The following is a 22339-nucleotide window of genomic DNA, read 5'->3' on the forward strand; positions in this document are numbered from 1 at the left end:
GCTCACTTCTGCACCGTGAACGTGAGCCAGACCGGCGCCGAGGTGACGGTGGCTCCGCCAGCGGCCAGCTTCGCGGTCGCATCGACCTTGATGCGGTACGTGCCAGCCTTCTCGAACGCCCAGTTCTCGTGGACGTGCGCGCCCGCCTGGAGGGTGACGACGTCCGGCAGACCGTCCTCGCTGTCCACCAGCTTGTGCGGCGACCCGTCCGGGTTGAAGGTGAACAGGCTGACTCCGTCGGGGCCGATGACCTGCTTGAAACGGATGCTCACGGTGTTGTTGACAAAGGCTCCGGGCTCGATCTCCTCAGCGGACAGCCCCGGCCACAGCACGTTCTCGTTCTGCGTCTCCGGCAACAGGTAGATCGTCGCGCCGGGCGCACCGAGGAAGGCGTACACCGGATCAGCCGGCACCGGCGTCGCCGACTCCTTCTTGGCAACAAGCACGACGTCCGCGGGAGCGTACTCCGCGCCCGGCTCGGTGCGCTCGTCGTGGACCAGCAGGTCGAGGACACCGTCCTCGTACTCAACGTCGACCGCGTCGACGTGTCCCTCGGAGATGGTGATCAGACACGACGCCTCGGCGGGACTGGCCGCCACGAGAGCAGCAGTCATCGCTGCGGCAGAGGCCATCAGCAGGGGTTTGAACAGGTGCATAGACCCTCCAGATCGACACGAACATGACATCCGAACCGAGATAATGATAGTCATTTTCGATAAGCCGTCAATGCCTCCCTCGGCTGCCACTCGCTCGCCGACGTTGCCTCCAAGGTCGACGATCAGGTTGAACCGAGAGACCGGGGGGATGGCCGGGAACCGCGTCGCGGCTGGCATCGTCTCAGAGGTGCACGAATTGCGTGGATCAAGCACCAAGGAGCGATATGCGATTAATCGTCAAAGCCTTTGTCGTGATAGTGGCCATGGTCGGACTGGCCGCGTGTGGTGAGGGTGCGCCCACGATGGCCGAGGCAACGAACGACGGGCGGGAGGCGCAGCCATCCGTTGCCGCGACCGGCACACCCGTGGTCCGATCCGGGTGGACCTCCTGCGCGGTCGACGCCCCACTCGGGGACGACGGGCGTCCGCCCCATATCCGTACCCTTCCGCGCCTGGGCACCGACTTCGCGGTCGCGTCCGCGGTCCACTGCCAACTAGAGCCGAAGCAACGCGCGGACGGCGGTGAGGACCTGGTCCTCACGGAGGGCCGAGCCACCGACGTGACAGCGCTTCTTGCCGCGCTACGCCTGCCCGAAGACAGGACCACCATCGAGGCCTGCACCCTAGAGATGCCTTGGGAACCGAACCTTTTGCTCTTCGACGCGCAGGGCCGATGGATCCGGCCAGGGCTGCCGATGGACACCTGCGGCAAGCCACTCCCCGAGATCCCGGCGGCAGTCCGAGGTCTGCGGCTGACCACCGTCTCGGAGACGGTCGTACGCGAAATCCTGTCAGCCGGGGCGGCTGCGTCCGGGTGCGGCCAGCAATGGTCGGACGTGGTGGCCGCTGAAAGCAGAAATCCATCGTCCCTGCCGAGGCCGGGCAAGGTGCCGATCCCGTCGTCGGCCGCACAGCTGCGTCTCTGCGTATACCGGGTGTCGGCGGAGCAGCAGGGAACACCGCAACCCGCCGGGACCTTCGAACACGGGTTGATCATGCCCCAGCAGCGGACCGCGGCCATCGAACGCACGTTGACGGTGCTCCCCCCGGCCAAGACGTGCTCAGGCGCCGCGGACCGGTTCGCAGTGCTGCAAAACCCCGCCATCACGGGCAACGAGATCTACATCGAACTAGACCACTGCCGGCGGGTCCTGACCACACCGATGGACGGCCCGTCGATCCTGGCCCAGGCCGACAACACGCTCATCGCACTGCTCAAGCAGTAGCCGCGTCAGCCGGCCCAGCTTCGACGCCCCAGGACGAAAGCCTTGCCGGGGCCGTCGCTGCCGGGGAGATCGACGGGTCCCGGGCGAGTATCGACGCCATGCACGTTCGGGCCGTCAAAGTGGGACCTGACCGGACCCAGTCCCCAGCGCGCCCAGCTCGGTCGGTGACGGTGCCAGTCGCGGTGCTCGCGGTACATCGACGGTACGGAAAAGGAACGCCGCGCTGGTCTGCTCAGCTCATGCGACTAGGCAGGACACCACGACCACTCCGGCCCCGACAGCGAGCGCTCGTCGCCGTCGTCGCCGCCGTCGCTCTGCCACTGGCCGCGTCGTCGATCGCCGCAGCCCGGTCCGGGTCGACGTCGGCCGGACCGGCGTCGGCCATCGCGACCCCGCCCGATCCGGTCCCGGCAGCTCCCGTCAGCGTCGAGGAACGGCGCGTGCTGGACCGCGCCGAAGCGCTCCTCACCCGCGACTGCATGACCCGCGCGGGATTCCAGCTGTGGCTGGTCCAACCGCCGTCGGCGGACGAGCTGCGCACCTTTCCGTACCTCGTCGACGACGTGGCGTGGGCGCGGAAACACGGTTTCGGCTCGGACGTGGTGGAGGCGGTGAACGCCCGCCGACTCGCCGACCCCAACCAACGCTACGTCGACGGCCTGTCCCCCGAACGCAGGGAGGCGGCGCTGGCCACGCTCAACGGCACCCGTCCGGAGGGCCTGGAGGCACGGCTCCCCTCGGGCGGGGTGATGCGGCGCAGCGCCGAGGGCTGCACGTCCGAGGCGCAGCGCCGGCTCTACGACGACCTGGCCGGGTGGTACCGGTCGAGCAAGGTGGTCGCCGACCTGACATACCTGCGGCAGCGGCGGGTGCTCGCCGATCCCGCCTGGACGGCCGCGCTACGGCCCTGGGCACGGTGCCTGCGGCAGCAGGGGTACACCGCCGACAGCCCGGATCGGCTGCGGGAGAGCGTCGCTGAACGGGGGCGGGCGGACGAGATCGCTGCGGCGGTCGCCGAGGCGCGGTGCGCCCAGGACGGCCTCGCCGCGACCGCACGGGCGCTGGACACCCGCCACGGTGACGAACTGACGGCGGCGTACCACCAGGATGTGGCGACCAAGCACCGGCTGGAGCACGGAGCACTCCCCCGGGCCCGGGCCGTGGTCGCCGCCGAGCAGGAATGAAGGCCGAGGCGATGGTCGCCCGGCGAGATGGAGGACGAGATGAAACGGATCCACCTGGTCCTGGCGGCGGGGGGCGCGATGCTCGCCATGCTGCTGGCCGGCGCACCGGCGGCCGCGTCCACCGCGCAGCCCGGCTCGGCCGGATCGGCCGATCAGGCCGCGCCGTCCAACCGGGACGGCCGAGCCGAGCGCGTCGACCTGCCCAAGAGAACCCCGATGGACGCCGCGCGGACCGCCGCGGCGGCCAACGGCTACTTCTACGCCTACGAGCACGCCTACTGGGGGGGCCGTTGGTGCGCCTGGGCGGGCAACGCAAAGAACTGGATCAACCCGGGCGGCGCCGGCACGAGCGGCCAGTGGGGCTGCGGCGGCGACTACGGCTTCGACAACATCGCCACGTCGGTGTGGAACAACGGCGTCTACTTCGACGGCGCGGACGCGGTACGCATGCACACCGGGACGTTCCACACCGGTGGCAGCATGTGCCTGTCCCGCGGCGACTCCTGGGCCGACTTCACCCTGGGCTGGCAGGTCTTCAACGACGGCACCGCCGCCGACAACCAGATCAGCTCGCACTACTGGGGCGTCTCCTGCGTATGACGCCCAGCCGGGCGGGGGCAACCAGCTCTCGCCCGGCACCACCACGCTCAGCAGGGGACATTTCCGGACAGCAGTGCGCGGTGCAGGTCGCGCAGCTCTCGCCCCGGTTCGATGGCGAGCTGCGCCGACAGCTCCGCCCGCCAGTCCCGGTAGACACCCAGCCCGTCGGCAGTACGTCCACTGTGGTGCAGAGCCAACATCAGCTGACCACGCAGCCGCTCCCGGTACGGGTGCCGGCGTACCAAGGTGACCAGCTCGCCGATGACCTGCGGATGCTGGCACAGGTCGAATCGCGCGGCCACGCGCTGCTCGACGGCGGCGAGCCGTGCCTCCTCCAGTTGCGGTCCCTCCGCGTCGGTCAGCTCGTCGGTGCCGTCGGCCAGCGCCGGCCCGCGCCACCAACCGAGACTCGCGGTCAGCGCGGCCGACGCCTCGGCCGCCCGCCCCGCACCGAGCAGCAGGTCGGCTCGCCGCACCTCGTCGAGGAACCGGTCGAGGTCAAGCTCACCCGGTGCCAAGCGCAGTGCGTAGCCGTCCCGCCAGGATCGGATGCGGTCGGCGCCGAGCAACGCGCGCAGCTCGCTGATCCGCTTGCGCAGTTGGGTACGCGCGGTCGCGGGCGGTTGCTCCGCCCAGAGCAGGCGTACCAGTCGATCCATCGACACCATCCGGCCGCGCGCGAGCAGCAGCGCGGCCAGTACCGAGCGCTGCTGCGGACCGGCCAGGCGCACCGGCTGACCGGCCCGGACGGCCTCGATCGGCCCCAGAATGCGGAAATCCATCTGCGTCACCTGCTCCTCCTCGTCGCCGAGAAACTGTCGCAGCGGGCGTCGTCGAAGCGCTGTCATCGCGCTGTCACACGACTTCCCCTGGGCGATCACGGTGCGTCGCCGCCGCGCCGCCGTGTCGGACCGTCGTGTTACCGTCGCTCTCGGTCGACGCCGTGCGGCGTCTGGTCGTCCCGACGCTGGGGGCTTCGTGGAGTGGAATTTCGCCGTGCTCGGCACGCTTCGCGTTTCCCGACACCAAAGCACTATCCCCGTCCCGGCCAACCGGCAGCGGGCGTTGCTTGCCACGCTGCTGCTCAACCGGGGTGAGACGGTCAGCGTCTCCGCCCTCGTCGACCGGGTCTGGGGCACGCGGGCACCCGCCCACGCGAGAGCCGCACTGCACTCACTGGTCCGGCGGCTGCGCAGCACCCTGACCATCGAGGATCACCCTGGCGAGCTGATCGCGACACGGGTCAGCGGCTACGTCCTCGATCTTCCCCCGGCCGCCCTCGACCTCTCCCGCTTCGACACGCTCGTGACGGCCGGCCTGACCGCCGATCCGCAACGCCGAGCCGACCTGCTGCGGGAAGCCCTGGCGCTGTGGCGTGGCGACCCGTTGGCCGACGTCGACTCCGAGGTGCTGCACCGCGAGGATGTGCCGGCGCTGACCGAGCGGTGGGTACGCGCCACCGAGGTCTTCTTCGACACCGAGCTGACCCTCGGCCGGCACAGCGAGATCGTCGCGGAGCTGCGGCGGGCGACCCGGCGCACCCCGCTGCGCGAGGGGCTGTGGGCGCAGCTGATGCTCGCGCTGTATCGCAGCGGACGGCAGGCCGAAGCCCTCGACGCCTTCCATCGGCTCGCCGCGATCCTCTCCGACGAGCTGGGCGTCGACCCCGGGCCGGCGGTGCGGGAGCTGCGCGACGGCGTACTGCGCGCCGACCCCGCGCTGAGCTGGCAACCACCCACGACGCAACGGGTCGCCCCGGCCGCGCCACCGATGTTTCAACTGCCGGCCGACACCGGCGTGCTGCACGGACGCGGCGCGACGGTCGCGGCCATCCGGCGGTCCATCGTCACCGCCGCCAGCGAGGGACGCCTACCCCTGGTGTCCGTCTCGGGCGCCCCGGGCGTCGGAAAGACCGCCCTCGCCATCCATCTCGGCCACCAGCTCGCCGACGAGTTCCCCGACGGTCAGTGGTACGTACGACTGCGCGGCCAGCAGCACAATCACGCTCGCCCCCTCGACCTCCTCGCCGAGCTGCTCACCTACTCGGGCGTGCGCGGTGCGGCCCAACCCGCCACGGCGGACGCGCGCGCCGCCGCGCTACGGGCGGCTCTCGCCGGTCGCTGCGTCCTCATCGTTCTGGACGACGCCGCCTCGGCGGAACAGGTCGAACCGCTGCTGCCGGGCGCCGGCGGCTGCGCGGTGATCGTGACCAGTCGCAGCACACTCGGCGCTCTGGTGGCGCTGCACGGTGGCCGTGCCGTTGGTCTGGACCCACTCAGCCCGCAGGACGCGGTCGACCTGCTCACCGCGGTCTTTCAGGAGCACGGGTTCACCGTCGCGCCGGATGTCGTACACGACCTTGCCGCGCTCTGCGGCAACCTCCCGCTGGCATTGCGGATCGTGGCGGCCAACCTGGCCACGGCCGGCCCGACCGACGCCCGCGCGTACGTGCGTCGACTACGCGACGGCGACCGACTCGGCGGCCTTTCGGTGCCCGGTGACCCGCGGGTGGCGCTGCGCGCCACGATCGCACCGTCCTACCAGCGGCTCGGCGGCGCGGAGCGGCAGGCGTTGCGACTGCTCGGGTCGACGCCCACCGACTGCTTCACCATCGAAGACCTCGCAGCGCTCACAGACGTCGACTGGCCCGTCGCGGACGCGGTGCTGCGCACCCTGACCAGCAGTCACCTGGTACGCCCCACCCGGGGCGGTCGGTTCGCCACCCACGACCTGATCCGTCTGTACGCGGCGGAACAGTCCCGCATCGAGGACACCGCCGACCAGCGCGCCGAAGCCCTGAGCCGGCTGTTCCACGGTTACCTGGCCACCGCCGACGCGCTCGCCCGGCGCAGCTATCCCCGGATGGCGTTCCTCCCGCAACCCGCCGGGCCGCTCCGGCGTACAGCGGCAGCGGCAGCGGCAGCGGCAGCGGCGCAACCGGAACCACCGACCTGGTTCCACGCCGAGTACCCCAATCTGCTCGCCGCGATCCGGCACCTGGCGCAGCACGGCCCGCGTGAGATCGCCTGGCATCTCGCCGACCGAATGCGCGGCTACCTCCAGGAGACCGGGGCACACGGCGAGTGGCGTTCGGTCGCCGAGCTGGGCCTGGCGCAGGCCCAGCTCGAAGGCAACGACCCCGGGGTCGCCGCGATGCAGGCGAGCCTGGCGACACTGAGCGCCAGCAGAGCCGACTACGCCGACGCGCGGCGACGGTTCGACGCGGCGCTGACCATCCAGCTCCGGCTGGGTAATCGGGTCGGGCAGGCGTCCATCCTCAACAACCTCGGCATCGTGCACCGGGAGGAGGGTCGGCTGGCCGAGGCGGGCGAGTGCTACGCGCAGGCGCTGCTGCTCTACCGCGAGCTGAGCAACCGGTACGCCGAGTTGAGCTGCCTGAGCAACCTCGGTGTCGTCCAGTTGGAGTTGGACCACGTGCACGAAGCGGTCCGGGCGCAGCAGGCGGCGCTGGAGGGGTATACGTCCCTGGACGGCGCCGAGCAGCCGCTCAACGACATCGCCAACGTGCTGCACAACCTCGCCGCCGGTCTGCGCGCGCTCGGCCGGCCCAGCCTGGCGGTGCTGCACCTCACCCGCGCCCTGGTGCTGCGTCGGCAGGTGGGCAACCGCTACGGTGCCGCGACGGATCTGGACCAGCTCGCCGCCGCGTACGTCGATCTCGGTTACCACGCCAAGGCGCAGCGCCTCGCCGAGGAATGCCTGAGCATCGCGCGCGCGATCGGTCGACGCCGCGTCGAGGCGGAGGCTCTGGCCACCCTGGGCACCGTCGCGCTCGGCCTGCACGGCCCGGCGGCGGCACTCGATCTGCTGTACCAGGCGTTGCGGCTGGGCCGCGAGATCGGTTACCGCCGTGCCGAGGTAAACGCCCACCTCGGCCTGGTAGGCGCGTACCGGGCGGCCGACAGACCGCAGGAGGCGGGGAGCCACGCCCGGATGGGCGAACAACTCGCCCGCGCGGCCCAACACCACCTGCTGGCCCGGCAGGCCCGGGCGTTGCTCGGCGCTGGCGAGCCCGAGGCGCTGCTCCGGCCGGCCAGTTAGTCGTGGAGCACCGCTGAGCTACAGAGGGTGAGGTCGTTGGCCAAGCTCAGCCGACTGCTGGTGGTCCATGACGCCGTAACGCTGGGGCGTCAGTCCAGCCAGGCTCCTGCGGCGCACGCCCAACACCGCCATCAAGGGTGGCGTGCCAATGGTCGCTGGCGGCACTCCTCCCGGCCGAGGATCTCGCCAGCCTGCCGACAACGGATCGAAAAGGTCGATGCGTTGGGGTTCCCGCCCACGCTGGGCTCGCAGTTTGGGACGGTCCACCGGCGGCAGAGGTTCGCCCCCTGCGTTGCGGCGGTCGCGCGCTCGGGGCCGCCGCAACCGGGCACCGCTGCCCGAACGGAGGCAGGCAGTCCTGATGCGGGCGGCGTACGCACCACTCTTCACCTGACGTCCGCTCTTGCTACTGGGGACCCCGGACGGTCACCGCCGCAGCACCCGGAGCGGCAGCGTTCACGAAGGTATTGAGAGCCCCGAGACCGCCGATCTGCTCCCCGCGCACGCGGGGGTGATCCGCAGGCGGCCGCCGACGTCGACACGATCCTGTCCTGCTCCCCGCGCACGCGGGGGTGATCCGGTGTGGCGCAGCAGCAGCGACGAACCGGCCGGCTGCTCCCCGCGCACGCGGGGGTGATCCCGGCTATCACTCGGGGCTGCCGCACGCCGTCGACGTTGACCCCAAGGTCGCTCAACGCCTTCATCATCACGCGGTGCACGATCCGGACGGTGGTCGACGACAGCGGCCCCGCCGTTCTTCCCCCACCCTTGAGCAGCTTCTTGTACAGCTCGTGGATCACCCGCTTGTCGAGGGCGTAGAGCTGCCGCGCGCCGATGTGTGGAACCACGTAGCAGCGCATGATGTCCCGGTAGTTGCTGAGCGTTGTCTCCTGGACATCCAGCTCGCGCTCGTTGAGCCAGCTCTCCAGCTCGGCAGCGACGCTGCCGTCGGCCCCGAGGTCCGCCCCGCCGTAGGCAGCGCGGGCGTCCTCCTCCGCCTTCAGCGCAGCGGCCTGATTGGGGAACCCTTGCCGCTTGTGTTGACGGCGCCGGCCGTTCGCGTCGGGCGGGAGGTCGATGATGAAGAACCAGCGGGTCTGGCCGTCGGCGAGGCGGTAGTTGCAGACAGCCATGAGGCTGCACCTCCGCAGTAACGGGATCGAGGGATGCCACCCACGTTAAGCGATCTCCGTTACCGCCAGCGTTACCGCAAGATCACACGTGATCTTCTATATCCGCTGGTGAAAACCAGTCGGGACGGCCGGATTCGAACCGACGACCCCTTGACCCCCAGGACGTCGCAGTAGGCGTCCGCGCACGTCAGCAACGGTGTGCCCGGCGGCACGCCGTCGGTGGCTGCGTCGTCCGTGTCTGTCCGGGGTGGACGTGTGGTCCCCCACTGGTCCCCGGTGGCGCTGTTGGTTTCCATGGCGCTCTAACGCATCCAACCATTGGGTGTGGTCGTCCGCAGCACCTGCGGGTGCCGGCTTCCCGTCGCGCAGGCTTCGTCCTGCCGGGCCGGGCCTGCCCGGTCCAGGTGGAGCGCCCCACAGGACGTACGACCTGGACCGGGCAGGCCCGGTCTGGCTGCCTGTGGTGTGCGGCGGGTGGCCCCGGATCGGCCGGGCATCCCAGAGCCGCCCGGGTCCAAGGGCGGGTAGCCCTTGCCGCCGGAGGCGCGCCCCGGGTCGTAGGGCCGGAGGCCCTACCCGCCGGAGGCACCCTGTCGGCTTGCCGTAGCACCCGCACCTTCGAGATCCCCCGGGGCGGGTGCACCCAACTCGCGCAGCCATTCAGCCACAGCCCAACCCAGGTCCGTCAAGCGGAAGTGATCCGCACCGCGATTACCCGTGGCCGGCTCCATCTCCACCATCAGCCCGCGATCCCGGAGATGTCGCCACAGCAGGGCAGCCGATGGCCCCAGCCCTTTGTCAAGATCCTGAAGCAGGTCGACTGTCGCAGCGAAGCGACCGGGCGAATCGCGGAAAAGCCTCTCCGCAGCGGCGAGAAATCGCGCATGTGGCGGTTCCAGATCACGGATCGCCGCGACGAACATCTCCGTTTCGTCGATACGATCTCCATCCTTGGCACCCCGCACGAACGCCCGGGCAAGCACGCGAACCTTCCAGTCCGACCTTGCCGCCGTCGCAGCGTCCACGACTCGGCCCAGAAACTCCCGACTGTTCGCGTCGACCATATGCTCATCGATGAAATCCTCCATGGGCTGGCCTGCTTCATCGGTGACGGCATCCACAAAACGCGTGATCCTCTCGGCGGCGTTCCGAATCCGCTCGGCGATGACCCGGCTTCCTTGCTCTGCGATCGCGCCCGTTGCAGCGCCAGCAGGAACCGACCACGCGGCAAGGTCGGGACTGTTGGTGGCGGCTGCGGCAGCGACCAGGAGCGCGGCGACGACTGAACCGGCGGTACCGCCAGCGGTCTTGGCGACGACATCCTCTGCCCGGTTTACGAGTTCTCCCACAGCGCTCAATTGTGCCGGTCCGCCGCAAGCAGCCGTGCAACCTCGGACGGCAGCCGCTGCGACCTCCCTGCCAGCCGGTCGCTCAGTGCCGCCTGTTCGCAAAGACTGGGCATCGGGATACCAGCGGGTGGCCGCGCGCTGCCGGGGTCGCCGCGCCGGGAGCGAAGCGGCAAGGCGCGGTGTGCCCCGAGCGGCGCGCAGCGGGCCGCTTGCGGCCCGCCTTGAAGACGTATGGAAAGTTCTCACCCGGCGAGACCAGGCAGATGTCCGGTCTCCGGACCTGGATGACAGATCGGTATCAGGACCTGCGTGACACTTCTCCGAGTGTTGGTGGAGATGAGCGTGATGGAACAGCGGTATCGAGCCGTGCAGGACGTGCTGGCCGGATCCACGGTCACGGACGTCGCCGAACGGTTCGGGGTCTCTCGCCAGGCGGTGCATCGCTGGCTGGCCTGGTATCAGGACGAGGGCTTGGATGGCCTTGCGGACCGGTCCAGTCGGCCGCGTTCCTCGCCTGGTCAGACTGCTCCTGAGGTGGAGGCGCTCATCTGTGAGCTGCGCCGGAATCACCCGCGATGGGGTGCCCGTCGCCTGCTCTATGAGCTCGGCCGTCGTGATTGCCCCGGACCGATCCCTTCGCGGATCACCGTGCATCGGGTGCTGGTCCGGCACGGCCTGGTAGATCCGACGCCTCGGCGGCGTCGGCGGGAGGACTACCGGCGGTGGGAACGTGGCCGGCCGATGGAGCTGTGGCAGATGGACATCGTTGGCGGCATCCAGTTGGCCGATGGCGGTGAGGCGAAGGTCGTCACCGGCGTCGACGACCACTCCCGGTTCTGCGTGATCGCTGCCGTGGTCCGTCGGGCCACCGGCCGAGCCGTGTGTCTTGCTTTCGCCGAAGCCCTGCACCGGTTCGGGGTGCCCGAGGAGGTGTTGACCGACAACGGCAAGCAGTTCACCGCCCGGTTCGGTCGTGGCGGCGGGGAGGTGATGTTCGACCGGATCTGCCGGGAGAACGGCATCACCCACCGGCTGACCAAGCCCCGTTCACCCACCACCACCGGCAAGGTCGAACGGTTCCACCAGACCCTGCAACGCGAACTCCTCGACGACGTCGAAGTCTGGGCCAACCCAGAGGAAGCCCAGGCCGCCATCGACGTCTTCCGGCACGAATACAACACCGAACGGCCTCACCAGTCCCTGAACATGGCGTTCCCGGCCGACCGGTTCACCGCCTGCCCCACCGACGAGCAGGTGTCGCTGCGGCTTCCGCCAACGCTGGCCCCCACCATCCCCGAGCCCCGCCGGCCGCTGTCGGCAGCACCGGCGACACCTCCGCCACCTGGCGGGCGGGCCGTCCCTGCCGTGCCAGTGGCCACGGGCGACGGCGTCGACCTGGCCGTGGAGGTCACCCGGGTCGTTCCCGCCTCGGGCAACCTCACCGTCTGCGGGCAACAGTTCTGGCTCAGCCCCACCCGGGCCGGACTGCCGATCACTCTGTGGGCCGACACCACGGTCGTCCACCTGCTCATCGACGGTGTCCGGCTCAAGACGGTGCCGTCCCGGCTCACTCCCGCCCACCTGCGTCAGCTTCTCGCCGACGACGGCCAACCGGCCGGGCCGCCACCGATCGCCACCGGGCCCGTCCAGGCCGGCGCCCCGATCGAGGTCGAACGGCTCGTCAACGCCACCGGCCTGATCAGCCTCGCCGGCCGACAACACCCCATCGGCTACCACTTCGCCGGAAGACGCCTCACCGTCCGCCTCGACCGCGGCCTCCTGCAGATCATCGCCGACGGCATCCGCCTGCGCAGCCTGCCAAACCCCCTAACACCAGCCGAAGTCGCCAGCATGCGACGCCCGCCCCGCCGGACCACCACCCACCCCAGCACCCGAACCGGTGCAGGTCGAACGCCGCGTCAGCTGCCGAGGAGCCCTGGTCATCGCGGGTCAACGGATCCACGTCGGCATCGCTCACGCCGGAGCGACCCTCATCGTCGAAGCCGCCGACACCACGTTCCGCGTACGCGACGGCGACGGTGACCAGCTCCTCACCGAGGTCGCCCGCACCACCACCAAGGACATCGCCCGGTTCAAGGCCCGCAAGCCAGAACCAGCCCGACGTACCCCCACAGCACAACCCCCTGTGGAAGCCTGAGCCCATGCAGGCCCCTGCCCCACCTCAGGAAACCGTCGCGGCCGCCAACAGCCCGGACTGGTCAACCCGGGCCGCCGCAGGACAACAACTCGCCGCCTGGGCCAACCAAGACGACATCGCCGACATCCTCCAGCGGCTCCTCCTCGACCGCGGGGACACCGCCGTTGTCGAAGCGACCTGCCTGGCCCTGCTACGCCGCAACGATATCCACGGCACCCGACTCGTCGCACGAGCAACCACCACAGCCCACGATCTCCTGACCATCGGCCTCGACCACCTCGACCACCTCCACGCCGCCGTCGTGAACTACCTCCTCCCCGACTGGCTCGGCCAGCTCACCGGCATCGTGGACGACTTCCTCATCCTCTGCGACGCCCTGGCCCAAGACCCCGACCCCACCACAGCAACCGGGGCCAAAGAACTCGCCGACTGGGCTCGCCCGTAGTCCCGACGACAGAGCAGTCTCGCTACCCTGCCCAATGACAAGATTGTCTAGCCGGACGTGTCACCCACGTCCCGAGACTGATCTGTCACGCACGTCCTGAGACCCGACACGACACCCGACATGCCTAGCGATTGGCTCGATACGCGACATAGCAGGCCAGAACAAATGCGAGACCGGTCGCAATGCCAACGAGAAAGGCTAGCCAGGTAGCCTTCCAGTTTACGACAATTTGCGCAGGCGGGGGCGTAACTACCCCCTCAATCCTGTCTGCTTCGTAGCGGAAATTCGTTAGAACCTGGTCAAGGCTACGTGGCAAATCCTCAGGACTTCTGTCAGCCAGCTCGCTCGATGTCCGTTCGAGTCGCTCAACGAGATTCTCCACTCGTTGGGTAACACCGTTCAGGCCGTCATGTCCGTGTCCGGTGAGCTGTCCAAGCTTGTCGGCCGCAGCCATGAAGGTAGAGGCATTATCTCCGTTGATGTGCGTGCTAGCGCCAACAAGCATCATCGCAACATCCTCATTGATGTTGCTGCTAGCGCGATTAAGCATCATCGCAACATCTTCGTTTATGCTCCGAGCCGCGTACTGTAGGGCATAGACCACGTCTGGCGAAACGAGTCCCTCATTGATCGCTCTTTTGAGAATCTCGTGGAGTGCCGGCGCTTCCTTCGCAAGCTTCTTGAGGACCCCGCGTGTTGCCTCGTCGATGTGGTGGATCGGACCATAATTATCTCGTCCAATGAACACGCCGCTCTCGTTGCTTTGGCGTGGCTCCGGCCAGTCTTCCGCAGACGTCGTCGGCATCAGCTCTCCCGAGAACGTGAGATCTGGCCGTAATTATCCCGGCCGACAAATACGCCGCTTTCATTCCGTTGCGTCCCTACGTACATTTCGCCTGCCCTGGAGGGCGCACTTGATGCCAATGCCTCGATTTCCGGAAGGATCTCGGGGTGTTCGGCGAGGTAAGTTTCGAGGATGGCTTTCCATCGAATCTTAACTTCCAGTTCAGACATCCCATCCTCGGCGAGAGCGGCACAGTCGTTTGTAATTGCGCGAACCTGAGCCGGTTCATCACTCCCCCGTGATGGGCGGAAGATGCGCTTCGCCCAGGCTTGCAGGGTGTCCACCTCACCGTTGATCATGTAAGCGACGATGTTGCCTGCCGCGCCTGTGATGACGGCCATGGCCTCAGGGTCAAGCATCTACATGAGCCCTCTCTCGCATACCGGTCGGCGTGGAATGAGCACGACCTGAACTTACTTGCACGCACCGAGCGCTACCTTCGCGTCGACTCTAAGTTGCAAATACGCCAACATTGCGGCATCCGAGAGTCGGATTAGGGACAGAAGGATCAAACTGAACAAGCGCAGATCATCGATCCTGGTAATTTTTTGGCGGCAAGCGCCCAGAAGGCTGCCCCGGTAGGCAGGTGCGTGAGTCGCCTTACGCAGGCAGAATGGCGGACGTGACGAACCCTGATCCCGACGCGGAGTGGTGGACGACCTCGGACGTCGCCGCGTACCTCGGGGTGCGGGTCGGCACGGTGGCGACGTACCGGAAGCGGGGGCAGATGCCTGCGCCCGACCTGACCGTTGGGCGGACGCACGTGTGGCGGCCGGCGCACATTGTCGGTTGGCATGAGGCGCGGCCGCGACCCGGTGTCGGCGGTAGATCGCGGGTGGAGGTCCAATCGCCCTCGGGCGACGACGCTGAACGCTAGGCGCTCGGTGCGGCCTTGACTGCCCGCAGTTCGTCCGCAAAATCCCGCGTCTCTGGCGCGTCCGGGTACTGCTTCGACAGCGCTGACGACAGGTCCGTGGCCACCATGGCGAGCGAGGGCAGCGACCGCCGGTTCCCGCTGAGCGCCTGGCGGCCGAGGCCGACGGCGCGGTCCAAGTCGCCCGCTCGTGCAGCCACCACACCAAGGGTGATCTGCGCTTCCGCCACCCGCATCGGCTTGCGCACGATGCCGCTGCTGTCCGTGGATGAGCGGATCACCTCGTCCGCATAGACCTTTGCAAGCCCGTTCTCGCCGACGATTCGGTAGCAGTCCATCGCGTAGAAGTCGAACTTGGCGGGGTCGACGACGAAGTGGTGATCCAGGTTCTCCGGGTACGGCAGCCCTTCAAGGATGCGGCGGCCCTGATCCAAGGCAAGTACGCCACCAAGTCGACCGAGGTCACCGGCCACGCCTCGAATCGGCTGACCGGCGACACCATCGACATCTACGCCGACCCGGCCGGCAGCCACGCCGAACGCCTCATAGACGCGTGCTGGATGCTCGGCACACCCCGCGACTGGCGAAGGCTGCGCCGCTGGGCGCACATGCTCGGCTTCGGCGGCCACTTCCTCACCAAGTCCCGCCGCTACTCGATCACCTTCGCCCTGCTGCGCAACCAACGCGTCGTGTTCCGCCGCACCCAGAGTAGCGGGCCACAGGAAGCCGCAGCCGACACCGAGCCGACGACGCTGGTGGTCAATTTCCTGCAATTCGTGGGCGCCGGCTGGCACACCACCGCCGACGCCATGCTCGCCAACGCATCCGCCGCGATGGCCCGAGAGCACCAGGACGCCGCGCGCGACTACCTACAGACCCTCGTCGCCTGACGCGCGATTCAGCGTCAAGCCCGCCTTGACAGTGAAACCGACAACCATGGGGATCTGATGAGCATTGATGTACCGGCAGCGCCGGGCGCGCTGCTGACCACAGAGGAGCTTGCCCGGCTCGTGAAGGTCGACCCGTCCACCGTGCGGCGGTGGCGCACCTCCGACCCCGTCCAGGGGCCGGCGTTCATTCGGCTGTCCGCCCGGGTGGTGAAGTACGACCCGGATGACGTGCGGGCGTGGCTGGGGCGGCACCGCACCGATCCCGAGGAACCGGCTCGGTGACCACTCCCCTGCTCCCGATCGGCGTCGCCGTCTCCACCGACGTCGAGCATCGCCCCGGCCGGCCGAACCCGTACCGTGCTCGGGTCCGGTGGGTCGATCCGGCGTCGGGCCGACGCCGCTCCAAGTCGCAGGCGTTCGGTGATGCCGAGCAGGCGCAAGCCTGGCTCGCCACCATGCAGCGCGCGGCGAGGGGCGGCGTCGACCCCGACGCGGCGTCGATGCGCCTGGCGCAGTACGGCGAGAGCGTGATGCGGCTGGCGCTGCGCGGCCTGGAGGGCAAGACGCTCGACCCGTACCTGGCGGGGTGGCGCAAGCGGGTCGTGCCGGCGCTCGGGCACCTGCCCGTCCGGCTGATCACCAATGGTGCGGTGGACCGGGCCGCGCACGGCTGGATCTCCGAAGGTTGCGGGCGCTCGACGGTGAAAAACAGCCTCGCCGTCTTGGTGCGGATCCTGGAGCAGGCGGTGCGTGACGGTCTGATCGACCGCAACCCGGCACGGCTGACCGGGTGGCAGCGGGAGTACCAACGGGCCGAGGACGAGTTGGACAACCCCCGTTCCCTGGCACTGCCGAACTGGACCGCACTTGCCACCCTGGCGGCGGCGCTGGTCGAGCGCTCGCACGGTCGCTACCCCGGCTGGGGTGAGGTCGTGATGTTCGCGGCCGGCACGGCGGCCCGGATCGGTGAGGTGTCGGGGGTGCGCAAGGGCGACATCGACCGGGACACCTGGCTGTGGACGGTGCGCCGGCAGACCACCACCGGGCCTGGTGGCCTGGTCGACAAGGGCACCAAGGGCAAGCGGGCGCGGCAGGTGCCCATCATCGAGGAGCTGCGGCCGATGGTGGCCGCGAAGCTCGACCGGATCACGGAGGATGAGGGCCGGCTCTTCGTCGGTCCTCGCGGCGGCCGAATCAGCACGGCCGTGCTGCGCGACGCGACGCACTGGGATGAGGTGGTCGGCGCATTGGGCTTCGAGTACCTGCGGCGGCACGACCTGCGGCACACCGGGCTGACCTGGATGGCGGATGCCGGCGTGCCGGTACACGTCCTACGGAAGATTGCCGGCCACGGCTCGCTGATGACGACTCAGCGCTATCTGCATCCGGATCGGCAGTCGATCCACGCGGCCGGCGAGGCGCTGACTTTGCACCTCGCCGGGCTGAGGTCCCCAAATGGTCCCCAGCGGGGCATCGCATGATCGCGAGAACTGCCCCTCTACCTCTGTCGGGACGGCCGGATTCGAACCGACGACCCCTTGACCCCCAGTAGTTGAGGGCCCCAGCGACGTGCTCAAGCACGTTCTCCCAGGTCGCGTGAAGTGTAAACCAGCCGAGTAAAGGAGTCATCGCACCACTCCCCCCGGACCGGATGCAACGGCTGCTGAATGCGGCCAACTGGCACACGGACGCTGTCCGGGACGACCTGCGTGGCTATCCGACGCAGGTCGTCGATGAGACCGGCTTGCTGAACAGAAAACCGTCTTACGTAAGAGCTACGGCCACGACGGCCACGACGCCAACCACTAGCGCGCGGATGGACCAGGTAATCCGGGTGAACTTTCGATGGGCCACCATGTTCGCGGCCCAGATTTGCCCGACGACCGCCCGTTCGAACGCGTCCTCGTCGGCTGCCGCCTTTACCCAGGCGTCGATGAAGGCTTCCCGGTCGTCGCCGTACCGACGGACGACGTGGTCGTAGTAGTGCAGCGACCATGCGGTTGTTACCTGCCGTCGCGGCGCCAGCGTGTAGAGCGCCAGCAACGCGCTAAGCATGACACTGACGCTGGCGACGAGCAGTGCGCCTTTGGCCCAGAAGCCTTGAGCCGATGGTAGTTGCCCGGCCAGGATCCCCGCGGCGGCCAGGATGGCTGCCGCCTTCACATCGGCGAAGCGGATCATCTCATTCGCCTGCTCAAGGGTGGCTCGTTCCGCCTCCCTCATGAGGCTTCCAGTCGTTCCGCCAGATCGGGCCGGTCATACGAGGAGAAGAGCTGCCCCAGCTGCCCGAGCAGATATCGGCGATCGCCGTCCTCAAGCCGCCCAAGGAAATCACCGATCAGCTTGGCAATCACCAGGAACCGAGATTCGCCAACATCCCCGAACTTTTCGGCAATCTCCTCAAACCTGATGGTGAGTAGCTCTTCGGGCCGGTCAGGGTGGTGGTAGAGCCAGAAGCTGCGGGCGACGTCGGGACGAGAGTAGACGCTCTCCCGCAGGTATCGAATCCGCTCGAGCTCAGCCTGTTGCTTCAGCCGTTCGAGGGCGGTCTGTCGGTCGATCTCCAGAATGGCTTCCGCGGCGACACGGGCTTGCGGGCTGACCGCCAGCTGGACACGGACTCCATTGGCGTTCCGGGTGTTGATCTCGAGCTCGGCGTTGCCGGCCTGGGTGACGCTGTATTTGGCGGTTATTTGGCCGGCCCACTCCGTGATCTTCAGCCGTGCCGCCCAAAGGGTGGCCTGATCGTCTCCCTGCCACGAGAACTGAAAGATCGCGTCGAACGCTACGTGTGGATGGCAGCTGCCCAGCTCGACGGAGAAGGTAACCGGCTGTACGGGATCCTCGGGTCTTGCCCAGAGGCCCAACAGGCGATCAAGCCAGGTCTCTCTCATGGGGCGACCAGTGGGTTCGCTCGGTGAAGCCGCTCGTTGAGCCGATCACGCGCTTCGCGGGCGGCCGGCGCCTCGGCGTCGCGGGAGAGTGGCTGCCAGTCGTACAGCAGGTCGGAGATGCGGGCGAAGCGGCTGCTGGCACCCTGGCCGATCCCGCCAGCACGGACCATCAGATCGGAGAGGAGGTTCTCGTAAGCGGGATCATCGACCGCCGCGTCCAGCCAGCGGAAGAGCGCCTCACGAAATTCGCCCTGCGGCCCTTCGCCCGTGAATAGGAGCGTGAAGGCGTGTACCAGCCCAGCTTGCAGTTCCGGATCGTCAGCCAGCTCGGCGAGGAGGAACCCGGCCCGGTCCCGAGTTTCGGAGATCGCCGCCAGGGCGCGCAGCCCTGCGTCGTGCCACCGGTCCTGCGCGGCCGTCCAGTCGACGACCCGGCGCAACGTCGCCTTCCGGTGCAGCGGTCGGTCCCAAAGCGACCGCACAGCATCCACAACCCCGTCAGTGACATCATGGATCCCCCGCCCGGCCAGGTTGTTCAGGCGGGTCAACACCGCCTGCGGATACGCGTCTGCCAACTCGCCGCCGCACACCGCGGCGATCGCGCAGAGCAGGGTCACGCTTCCTGACTGGACGGCCCACTGATTGAGCCGACCGCGCATCGCCGCCCCGGCCTCGGGGCTCATCGCGACAGCCGTCATCAGGTCGACAACCAGCGGTCGCAGTGTCTGGTACCCCCACCACCGCTCGGTCAAGGTACGCACTTCGGGGGCGTCGGCCCCGGGAAGGGCCAGGGTCACGGCGAGCATGGCCGAGGCCACCTGTCCGGCGACACGGACGTTCGGGGATCCGCCACGGCGCATCGGCAGGTCGGACGCCCAGCTCCAGAGGCGCGTACGGAAGGCCTTGGACTGGTCGGCGTGCACAAAGCGCAGGATCGCGACGTTGTAGGACGGCAGGGTGAAGAAGACCCGGTGCTCGTCGTCGATCCGGGCGCGGACGCTCTTGGCGAGCTGGCGGATCCCCGGGGCGCCGATGCCGCCGCGCACGTTCGCCGGTTCCGACAGCTTCTCGGCGAGTTTCTCCATGGCGTGAAGGACGTTGGTGGCCTGTCCCCCCTGCAGGAAGGCAAGGGCAATGAGGAAGAGCCTGGTCCGCGCATCGACGTTGTCTTCGAACCAGGTGACCAGCTCTTCGTCCCAATTCTGGTAGGCCTGGACCGACTTGCCGGCGATCTCGGCCAGCGGCTCCTGGGGGTTCCCGGCCGCGGCCCTGATCCTGTGGGACAGCCTCGCGATCTGGGCCGGAGTGGCACCCTCTAGCATCGCCGGTATCGGCGGAGTCCTGAGCAGTGTGTCCACGTCCAGGCGGGCTCGCTGGTCGTCCAGGAGCTGGCTCAGCAGTTTTTCGCGTTCAGGAGCGGTGACCGTGAGGACGGTGAAGCCCGGAACGTCCTCGGGCCTTTCGAGGCTCTTGCGGTCGACCAGGACGACGAGGTAGGAGTCCCCCTTTTCTACCGCCTCTCGGTAGGCGATGAGAAGCTCACGCAAGCGGCCGTTGCGGCTTCCGGGCGGCACCGTGAGCAGGTAGGCGGATGGGCCGTACGACGACCAAGGAACCTCGTCGACGGGCAGGAGCCGCTGCTGATCGTCGTCGGTCGGGATCTCCCGCCGAGGCGAGGGAACGCCGCCGAGCAGCCCGACCGCGGCGGTCCGCCGACCGGTGCCGGGTTCGGCCACCAGCAGGACGTGACGCCGCTCCCGCAGGATCGCGGCAGCAGCTTCCCTGGACAGTCCGCCCGGGCCGTAAAGACGCTCCACGAAGGTCTCAATCGTCTCCTGAACGAAGACATCGGACAGCTCCCGGGCGGCCTTGTAGCGCCCGAGCCAGTTGTGGATGTTTTGCACCATATCGCCCTCGACGCGCGAGGCCGCCTGACCGCTGTTCTCTTCGATGTAGGGGCCGTCGTCGAGGTCGTCGGCGTAGGACTCGTCGATGTCCGGATCCATCGGCTCAATCGGGTCGGTAGTCATCACTTACCACCCCGGTGCTGCGTCATGCTCTCGACCGTGGTCGCGACCTGGCCGTCGTTCCGCTTCACCCGCGGCCCGGAGATCCGAGGCCCCACCGGCGCCCCAGCGAGCGGCCGAGACGGCGGCACGGCTGGCGGTTCAGCCGGCATCACACTGAGAAGGTTCCCGGAGACCTCCGGGATGTAGAGCCACGCCTGTCGGCTAAACGCCTTGCCGTCGACCGTCGCCGTGACCGGGAGGCAGCGGTCGGGTTCCATCCCGGCGTACCCAGCGGCTATGACATCCTCGAAAACTCGATCGGAAAAGATGCAGGCCACGAACGTTACGCGCGGACTGGCTGCGGCGAGTACCGCCTTCACCGGCACGGAATCGAGCAGGCGGTGCGTGTCGTTGCGTGAGTCACCATTGCCGGTCCAATTTGCATTTTCCGGGTCGGCCGGTAGCGGCCCGACGTGCAGGCTGACCCTCAGCTGAAGGCGATCACGGGCCTGTCGGTTGTGTTCCGCCAGGCGTTCCTGCAGTAGGCGCGGGAACGGGTCCACCAGGTAGGGCAGGACACGCGGCGGGAGCCCGACGGCGAAGCCATCACCGGTAGGGCCGAGGAACGCCGGACGATCCCACTCTGCCCCCAGCCCGGCGCCGGTCAGGGCGTCACCCACAAGGTCGAGCAGACTCTTGCTGATCGCCTCTTGGGCGCTGCCCGGTTCGGCGGTAAAGCCCTTGGCGTCCACTGCCAGAATCGCCCGGTACGGTGGTAGGTCGATCGAACGTGCGAACGGGATGTGTTCCACGGGAGTCCTTCCTCGAGAACGGGACCCCCTCAGCGTCAGCCCGGTACGCGCGGTTCTCTGCCCAGTTCTGGGCGGAAACCCTGTGACCGACAGCTCAGCGCCACCGGATCCACGATGGTGATCTCGCGTCGTCCGGTAGCGACGATGCCGGCCTCGCGCAGGGCGGTGAGCTCGGTAACGACCGCGTTGCGCGAGGTGCCGACCAGTTCCGCGAGTTCCGCCTGAGACAGCCGGATCAAGGGCTGCCCGTCGGCACGCCGGCTCTCGCGGTCGAGCTGGATCAGCGCCCGGGCCAGCCGCTCCCGCACGGGCAGCACCGCCAGCGCCACACGCTGCGCGTCCGAGGTGCGCAGCCGGCCCACCGTGTAGGCGGCGAAGCCCGCCGCGAACGCGGGCCGGGTCAGGAAACGCCGGAACTGTGGGCCGGTCAGCAGCCGGGTGACCGTACTGGTGAGGGCGGTGACCGTGGCCGACCGAGGTTGCAGGTCTACGGCGGCCAGGTCGCCGACGACATCGCCAGCGGCTCGCAGCGTCAGGATCGCGCGGCTACCGTCGATCTCCGACCGCACGACTTTTACGCAGCCCGCGAGGACCACGTGCACGTGCTGGGTGGTGTCGCCCTGGCGCAGGAGCACGTCGCGGGGTTCGAAGCGTACGGGGATCCCGGTTCCCTGCACTCGGTGCCACTCGTCTTGTGGGAGATGAGCAACGAGTCCGGATTCCCCGTGGTCACGCATGCACAGAATGTATCGCCGACGATCGCGAAGGGTGGCGAAGGATCAACAGCGCTGCCGGGCTTGGCTCGGTCCCGCACCGCCACCCTTCGCCGCTTCGCCTCACTGAGCGGGGTCTTGGTGAAGACCGCGACCATCGGCCGATAGCCCCTGTCTGCGGCTAATGGCCGAGTGCTCCAGCGGGCTCGTCGTGCCTGGTCTGGGCCAGGAACCCTCCCGTCACCGCGATGCCGATGGTGGTAGCGGTCTCTTCAAAACCCCGAAGAACTTGCACAACACGAGCCATGCGTCCCCGCCTCCTCCCGGTGCACTTCCCTGACCATTGAGACCTGAACTCATCCGGTTGTCCCAGGAGTGACTGCGTAAGAGTTCCACACATCGCCACACACATCGCGGTCAAGCCGACTCGAACGGACACGCCCGACCCAGGCCACGCACGACGTACCGAGTCCATCTTAGCCAAGCCATC

18 protein-coding genes and 2 pseudogenes are annotated in these 22339 nt (G+C 68.4%); 9 read left to right on the forward strand and 11 right to left on the reverse strand.

Translation table 11 applies throughout. The annotated features are described in order from the left end of the window. Positions 1–2: 2 nt before the first annotated feature. A complete protein-coding gene (locus ACLJN9_RS19235; RefSeq protein ID WP_410812803.1) occupies positions 3–614 on the reverse strand; it encodes a choice-of-anchor M domain-containing protein in 612 nt (203 codons plus the stop codon). Between the two features lie 242 nt (positions 615–856). Between ACLJN9_RS19235 and ACLJN9_RS19240 the strand changes: the two genes are divergently transcribed. From ACLJN9_RS19240 to ACLJN9_RS19250, 3 genes are all read left to right on the forward strand, one after another. Beyond that, positions 857–1882: a hypothetical protein gene (locus ACLJN9_RS19240; RefSeq protein ID WP_410812804.1), complete on the forward strand. Its 1026-nt coding sequence runs from the start codon at positions 857–859 to the stop codon at positions 1880–1882. Positions 1883–2322: 440 nt separating this feature from the next. Further along, positions 2323–3066, forward strand: coding sequence for a hypothetical protein (locus ACLJN9_RS19245; RefSeq protein WP_410812805.1), 744 nt, complete (start codon positions 2323–2325; stop codon positions 3064–3066). Between the two features lie 39 nt (positions 3067–3105). After that, complete coding sequence (locus tag ACLJN9_RS19250) at positions 3106–3666, forward strand: hypothetical protein (RefSeq protein ID WP_410812806.1); 561 nt, start codon at positions 3106–3108, stop codon at positions 3664–3666. A gap of 47 nt (positions 3667–3713) precedes the next feature. Here ACLJN9_RS19250 and ACLJN9_RS19255 read toward each other — a convergent pair whose 3' ends face one another. Next, positions 3714–4448 (reverse strand): AfsR/SARP family transcriptional regulator, encoded by a 735-nt coding sequence (locus tag ACLJN9_RS19255; protein ID WP_410812912.1) that lies wholly within the window; start codon positions 4446–4448, stop codon positions 3714–3716. Positions 4449–4731: 283 nt separating this feature from the next. Between ACLJN9_RS19255 and ACLJN9_RS19260 the strand changes: the two genes are divergently transcribed. Next, positions 4732–7728 (forward strand): BTAD domain-containing putative transcriptional regulator, encoded by a 2997-nt coding sequence (locus tag ACLJN9_RS19260; protein WP_410812807.1) that lies wholly within the window; start codon positions 4732–4734, stop codon positions 7726–7728. Positions 7729–9433: 1705 nt separating this feature from the next. Here the strand turns inward: ACLJN9_RS19260 and ACLJN9_RS19265 are convergent. Next, on the reverse strand, positions 9434–10210 hold the full coding sequence (locus ACLJN9_RS19265; RefSeq protein ID WP_410812808.1) for a hypothetical protein: 777 nt from the start codon (positions 10208–10210) through the stop codon (positions 9434–9436). A gap of 336 nt (positions 10211–10546) precedes the next feature. Between ACLJN9_RS19265 and ACLJN9_RS19270 the strand changes: the two are divergent. Both ACLJN9_RS19270 and ACLJN9_RS19275 read left to right on the forward strand, forming a co-directional pair. After that, positions 10547–12368 (forward strand): annotated as a pseudogene (locus ACLJN9_RS19270) (IS481 family transposase). Positions 12369–12372: 4 nt separating this feature from the next. After that, positions 12373–12813 carry a hypothetical protein gene (locus ACLJN9_RS19275; RefSeq protein WP_410812809.1) on the forward strand — a complete coding sequence of 147 codons (441 nt, stop codon included), beginning with the start codon at positions 12373–12375 and terminating at the stop codon, positions 12811–12813. 124 nt (positions 12814–12937) lie between these two features. Here ACLJN9_RS19275 and ACLJN9_RS19280 read toward each other — a convergent pair whose 3' ends face one another. From ACLJN9_RS19280 to ACLJN9_RS19290, 3 genes are all read right to left on the reverse strand, one after another. After that, positions 12938–13618: a hypothetical protein gene (locus ACLJN9_RS19280; RefSeq protein WP_410812810.1), complete on the reverse strand. Its 681-nt coding sequence runs from the start codon at positions 13616–13618 to the stop codon at positions 12938–12940. Next, positions 13618–13998, reverse strand: coding sequence for a hypothetical protein (locus ACLJN9_RS19285; protein ID WP_410812811.1), 381 nt, complete (start codon positions 13996–13998; stop codon positions 13618–13620). Before ACLJN9_RS19285 ends, ACLJN9_RS19280 begins: the two co-directional genes overlap by 1 nt. Positions 13999–14530: 532 nt before the next feature. Beyond that, positions 14531–14965, reverse strand: a complete 435-nt coding sequence (locus ACLJN9_RS19290) for a tetratricopeptide repeat protein (RefSeq protein WP_410812812.1) — start codon at positions 14963–14965, stop codon at positions 14531–14533. Between the two features lie 3 nt (positions 14966–14968). Between ACLJN9_RS19290 and ACLJN9_RS19295 the strand changes: the two are divergent. The 3 genes and pseudogenes from ACLJN9_RS19295 to ACLJN9_RS19305 form a co-directional block, all read left to right on the forward strand. Next, positions 14969–15421 (forward strand): annotated as a pseudogene (locus ACLJN9_RS19295) (replication initiator); the annotation flags it as partial. Positions 15422–15478: 57 nt separating this feature from the next. Further along, on the forward strand, positions 15479–15703 hold the full coding sequence (locus ACLJN9_RS19300) for a helix-turn-helix transcriptional regulator (protein ID WP_410812813.1): 225 nt from the start codon (positions 15479–15481) through the stop codon (positions 15701–15703). A 173-nt stretch (positions 15704–15876) separates the two neighbouring features. Further along, complete coding sequence (locus tag ACLJN9_RS19305; RefSeq protein WP_410812913.1) at positions 15877–16902, forward strand: tyrosine-type recombinase/integrase; 1026 nt, start codon at positions 15877–15879, stop codon at positions 16900–16902. A gap of 283 nt (positions 16903–17185) precedes the next feature. On the opposite strand, the gene ACLJN9_RS19310 is transcribed toward ACLJN9_RS19305, so the two are convergent. Genes ACLJN9_RS19310 through ACLJN9_RS19330 form a run of 5 tightly spaced genes read right to left on the reverse strand, consistent with a single transcriptional unit; the run spans position 17186 to position 21813 of the window. After that, a complete protein-coding gene (locus ACLJN9_RS19310; RefSeq protein ID WP_410812814.1) occupies positions 17186–17602 on the reverse strand; it encodes a Pycsar system effector family protein in 417 nt (138 codons plus the stop codon). A 38-nt stretch (positions 17603–17640) separates the two neighbouring features. Beyond that, the gene (locus ACLJN9_RS19315; protein ID WP_410812815.1) at positions 17641–18315 is read right to left on the reverse strand and encodes a hypothetical protein; all 675 of its coding nucleotides are present in this window, start codon (positions 18313–18315) and stop codon (positions 17641–17643) included. After that, positions 18312–20345 carry a hypothetical protein gene (locus ACLJN9_RS19320; protein ID WP_410812816.1) on the reverse strand — a complete coding sequence of 678 codons (2034 nt, stop codon included), beginning with the start codon at positions 20343–20345 and terminating at the stop codon, positions 18312–18314. The genes ACLJN9_RS19315 and ACLJN9_RS19320 overlap by 4 nt, the downstream gene beginning before the upstream one ends. Then, the gene (locus ACLJN9_RS19325; RefSeq protein WP_410812817.1) at positions 20345–21136 is read right to left on the reverse strand and encodes a hypothetical protein; all 792 of its coding nucleotides are present in this window, start codon (positions 21134–21136) and stop codon (positions 20345–20347) included. Before ACLJN9_RS19325 ends, ACLJN9_RS19320 begins: the two co-directional genes overlap by 1 nt. Positions 21137–21171: 35 nt before the next feature. Further along, complete coding sequence (locus tag ACLJN9_RS19330; RefSeq protein WP_410812818.1) at positions 21172–21813, reverse strand: Crp/Fnr family transcriptional regulator; 642 nt, start codon at positions 21811–21813, stop codon at positions 21172–21174. Positions 21814–22339 lie beyond the last annotated feature (526 nt).

Origin of the sequence: Micromonospora sp. 067-2, from assembly GCF_046549295.1 — a bacterium.
In the GTDB taxonomy this organism is placed as follows: domain Bacteria; phylum Actinomycetota; class Actinomycetes; order Mycobacteriales; family Micromonosporaceae; genus Micromonospora.

What these genes read in the sequence shown, in the direction of transcription:
- ACLJN9_RS19320 (WP_410812816.1), bottom strand. Translation starts at nt 20,345, where the DNA reads ATGACTACCGACCCGATTGAGCCGATGGATCCGGACATCGACGAGTCC.
- ACLJN9_RS19275 (WP_410812809.1), top strand. Translation starts at nt 12,373, where the DNA reads ATGCAGGCCCCTGCCCCACCTCAGGAAACCGTCGCGGCCGCCAACAGC.
- ACLJN9_RS19280 (WP_410812810.1), bottom strand. Translation starts at nt 13,618, where the DNA reads ATGCCGACGACGTCTGCGGAAGACTGGCCGGAGCCACGCCAAAGCAAC.
- ACLJN9_RS19300 (WP_410812813.1), top strand. Translation starts at nt 15,479, where the DNA reads ATGAGCATTGATGTACCGGCAGCGCCGGGCGCGCTGCTGACCACAGAG.
- ACLJN9_RS19250 (WP_410812806.1), top strand. Translation starts at nt 3,106, where the DNA reads ATGAAACGGATCCACCTGGTCCTGGCGGCGGGGGGCGCGATGCTCGCC.
- ACLJN9_RS19235 (WP_410812803.1), bottom strand. Translation starts at nt 614, where the DNA reads ATGACTGCTGCTCTCGTGGCGGCCAGTCCCGCCGAGGCGTCGTGTCTG.
- ACLJN9_RS19285 (WP_410812811.1), bottom strand. Translation starts at nt 13,998, where the DNA reads ATGGCCGTCATCACAGGCGCGGCAGGCAACATCGTCGCTTACATGATC.
- ACLJN9_RS19310 (WP_410812814.1), bottom strand. Translation starts at nt 17,602, where the DNA reads ATGATCCGCTTCGCCGATGTGAAGGCGGCAGCCATCCTGGCCGCCGCG.
- ACLJN9_RS19315 (WP_410812815.1), bottom strand. Translation starts at nt 18,315, where the DNA reads ATGAGAGAGACCTGGCTTGATCGCCTGTTGGGCCTCTGGGCAAGACCC.
- ACLJN9_RS19305 (WP_410812913.1), top strand. Translation starts at nt 15,877, where the DNA reads ATGCAGCGCGCGGCGAGGGGCGGCGTCGACCCCGACGCGGCGTCGATG.
- ACLJN9_RS19255 (WP_410812912.1), bottom strand. Translation starts at nt 4,448, where the DNA reads ATGGATTTCCGCATTCTGGGGCCGATCGAGGCCGTCCGGGCCGGTCAG.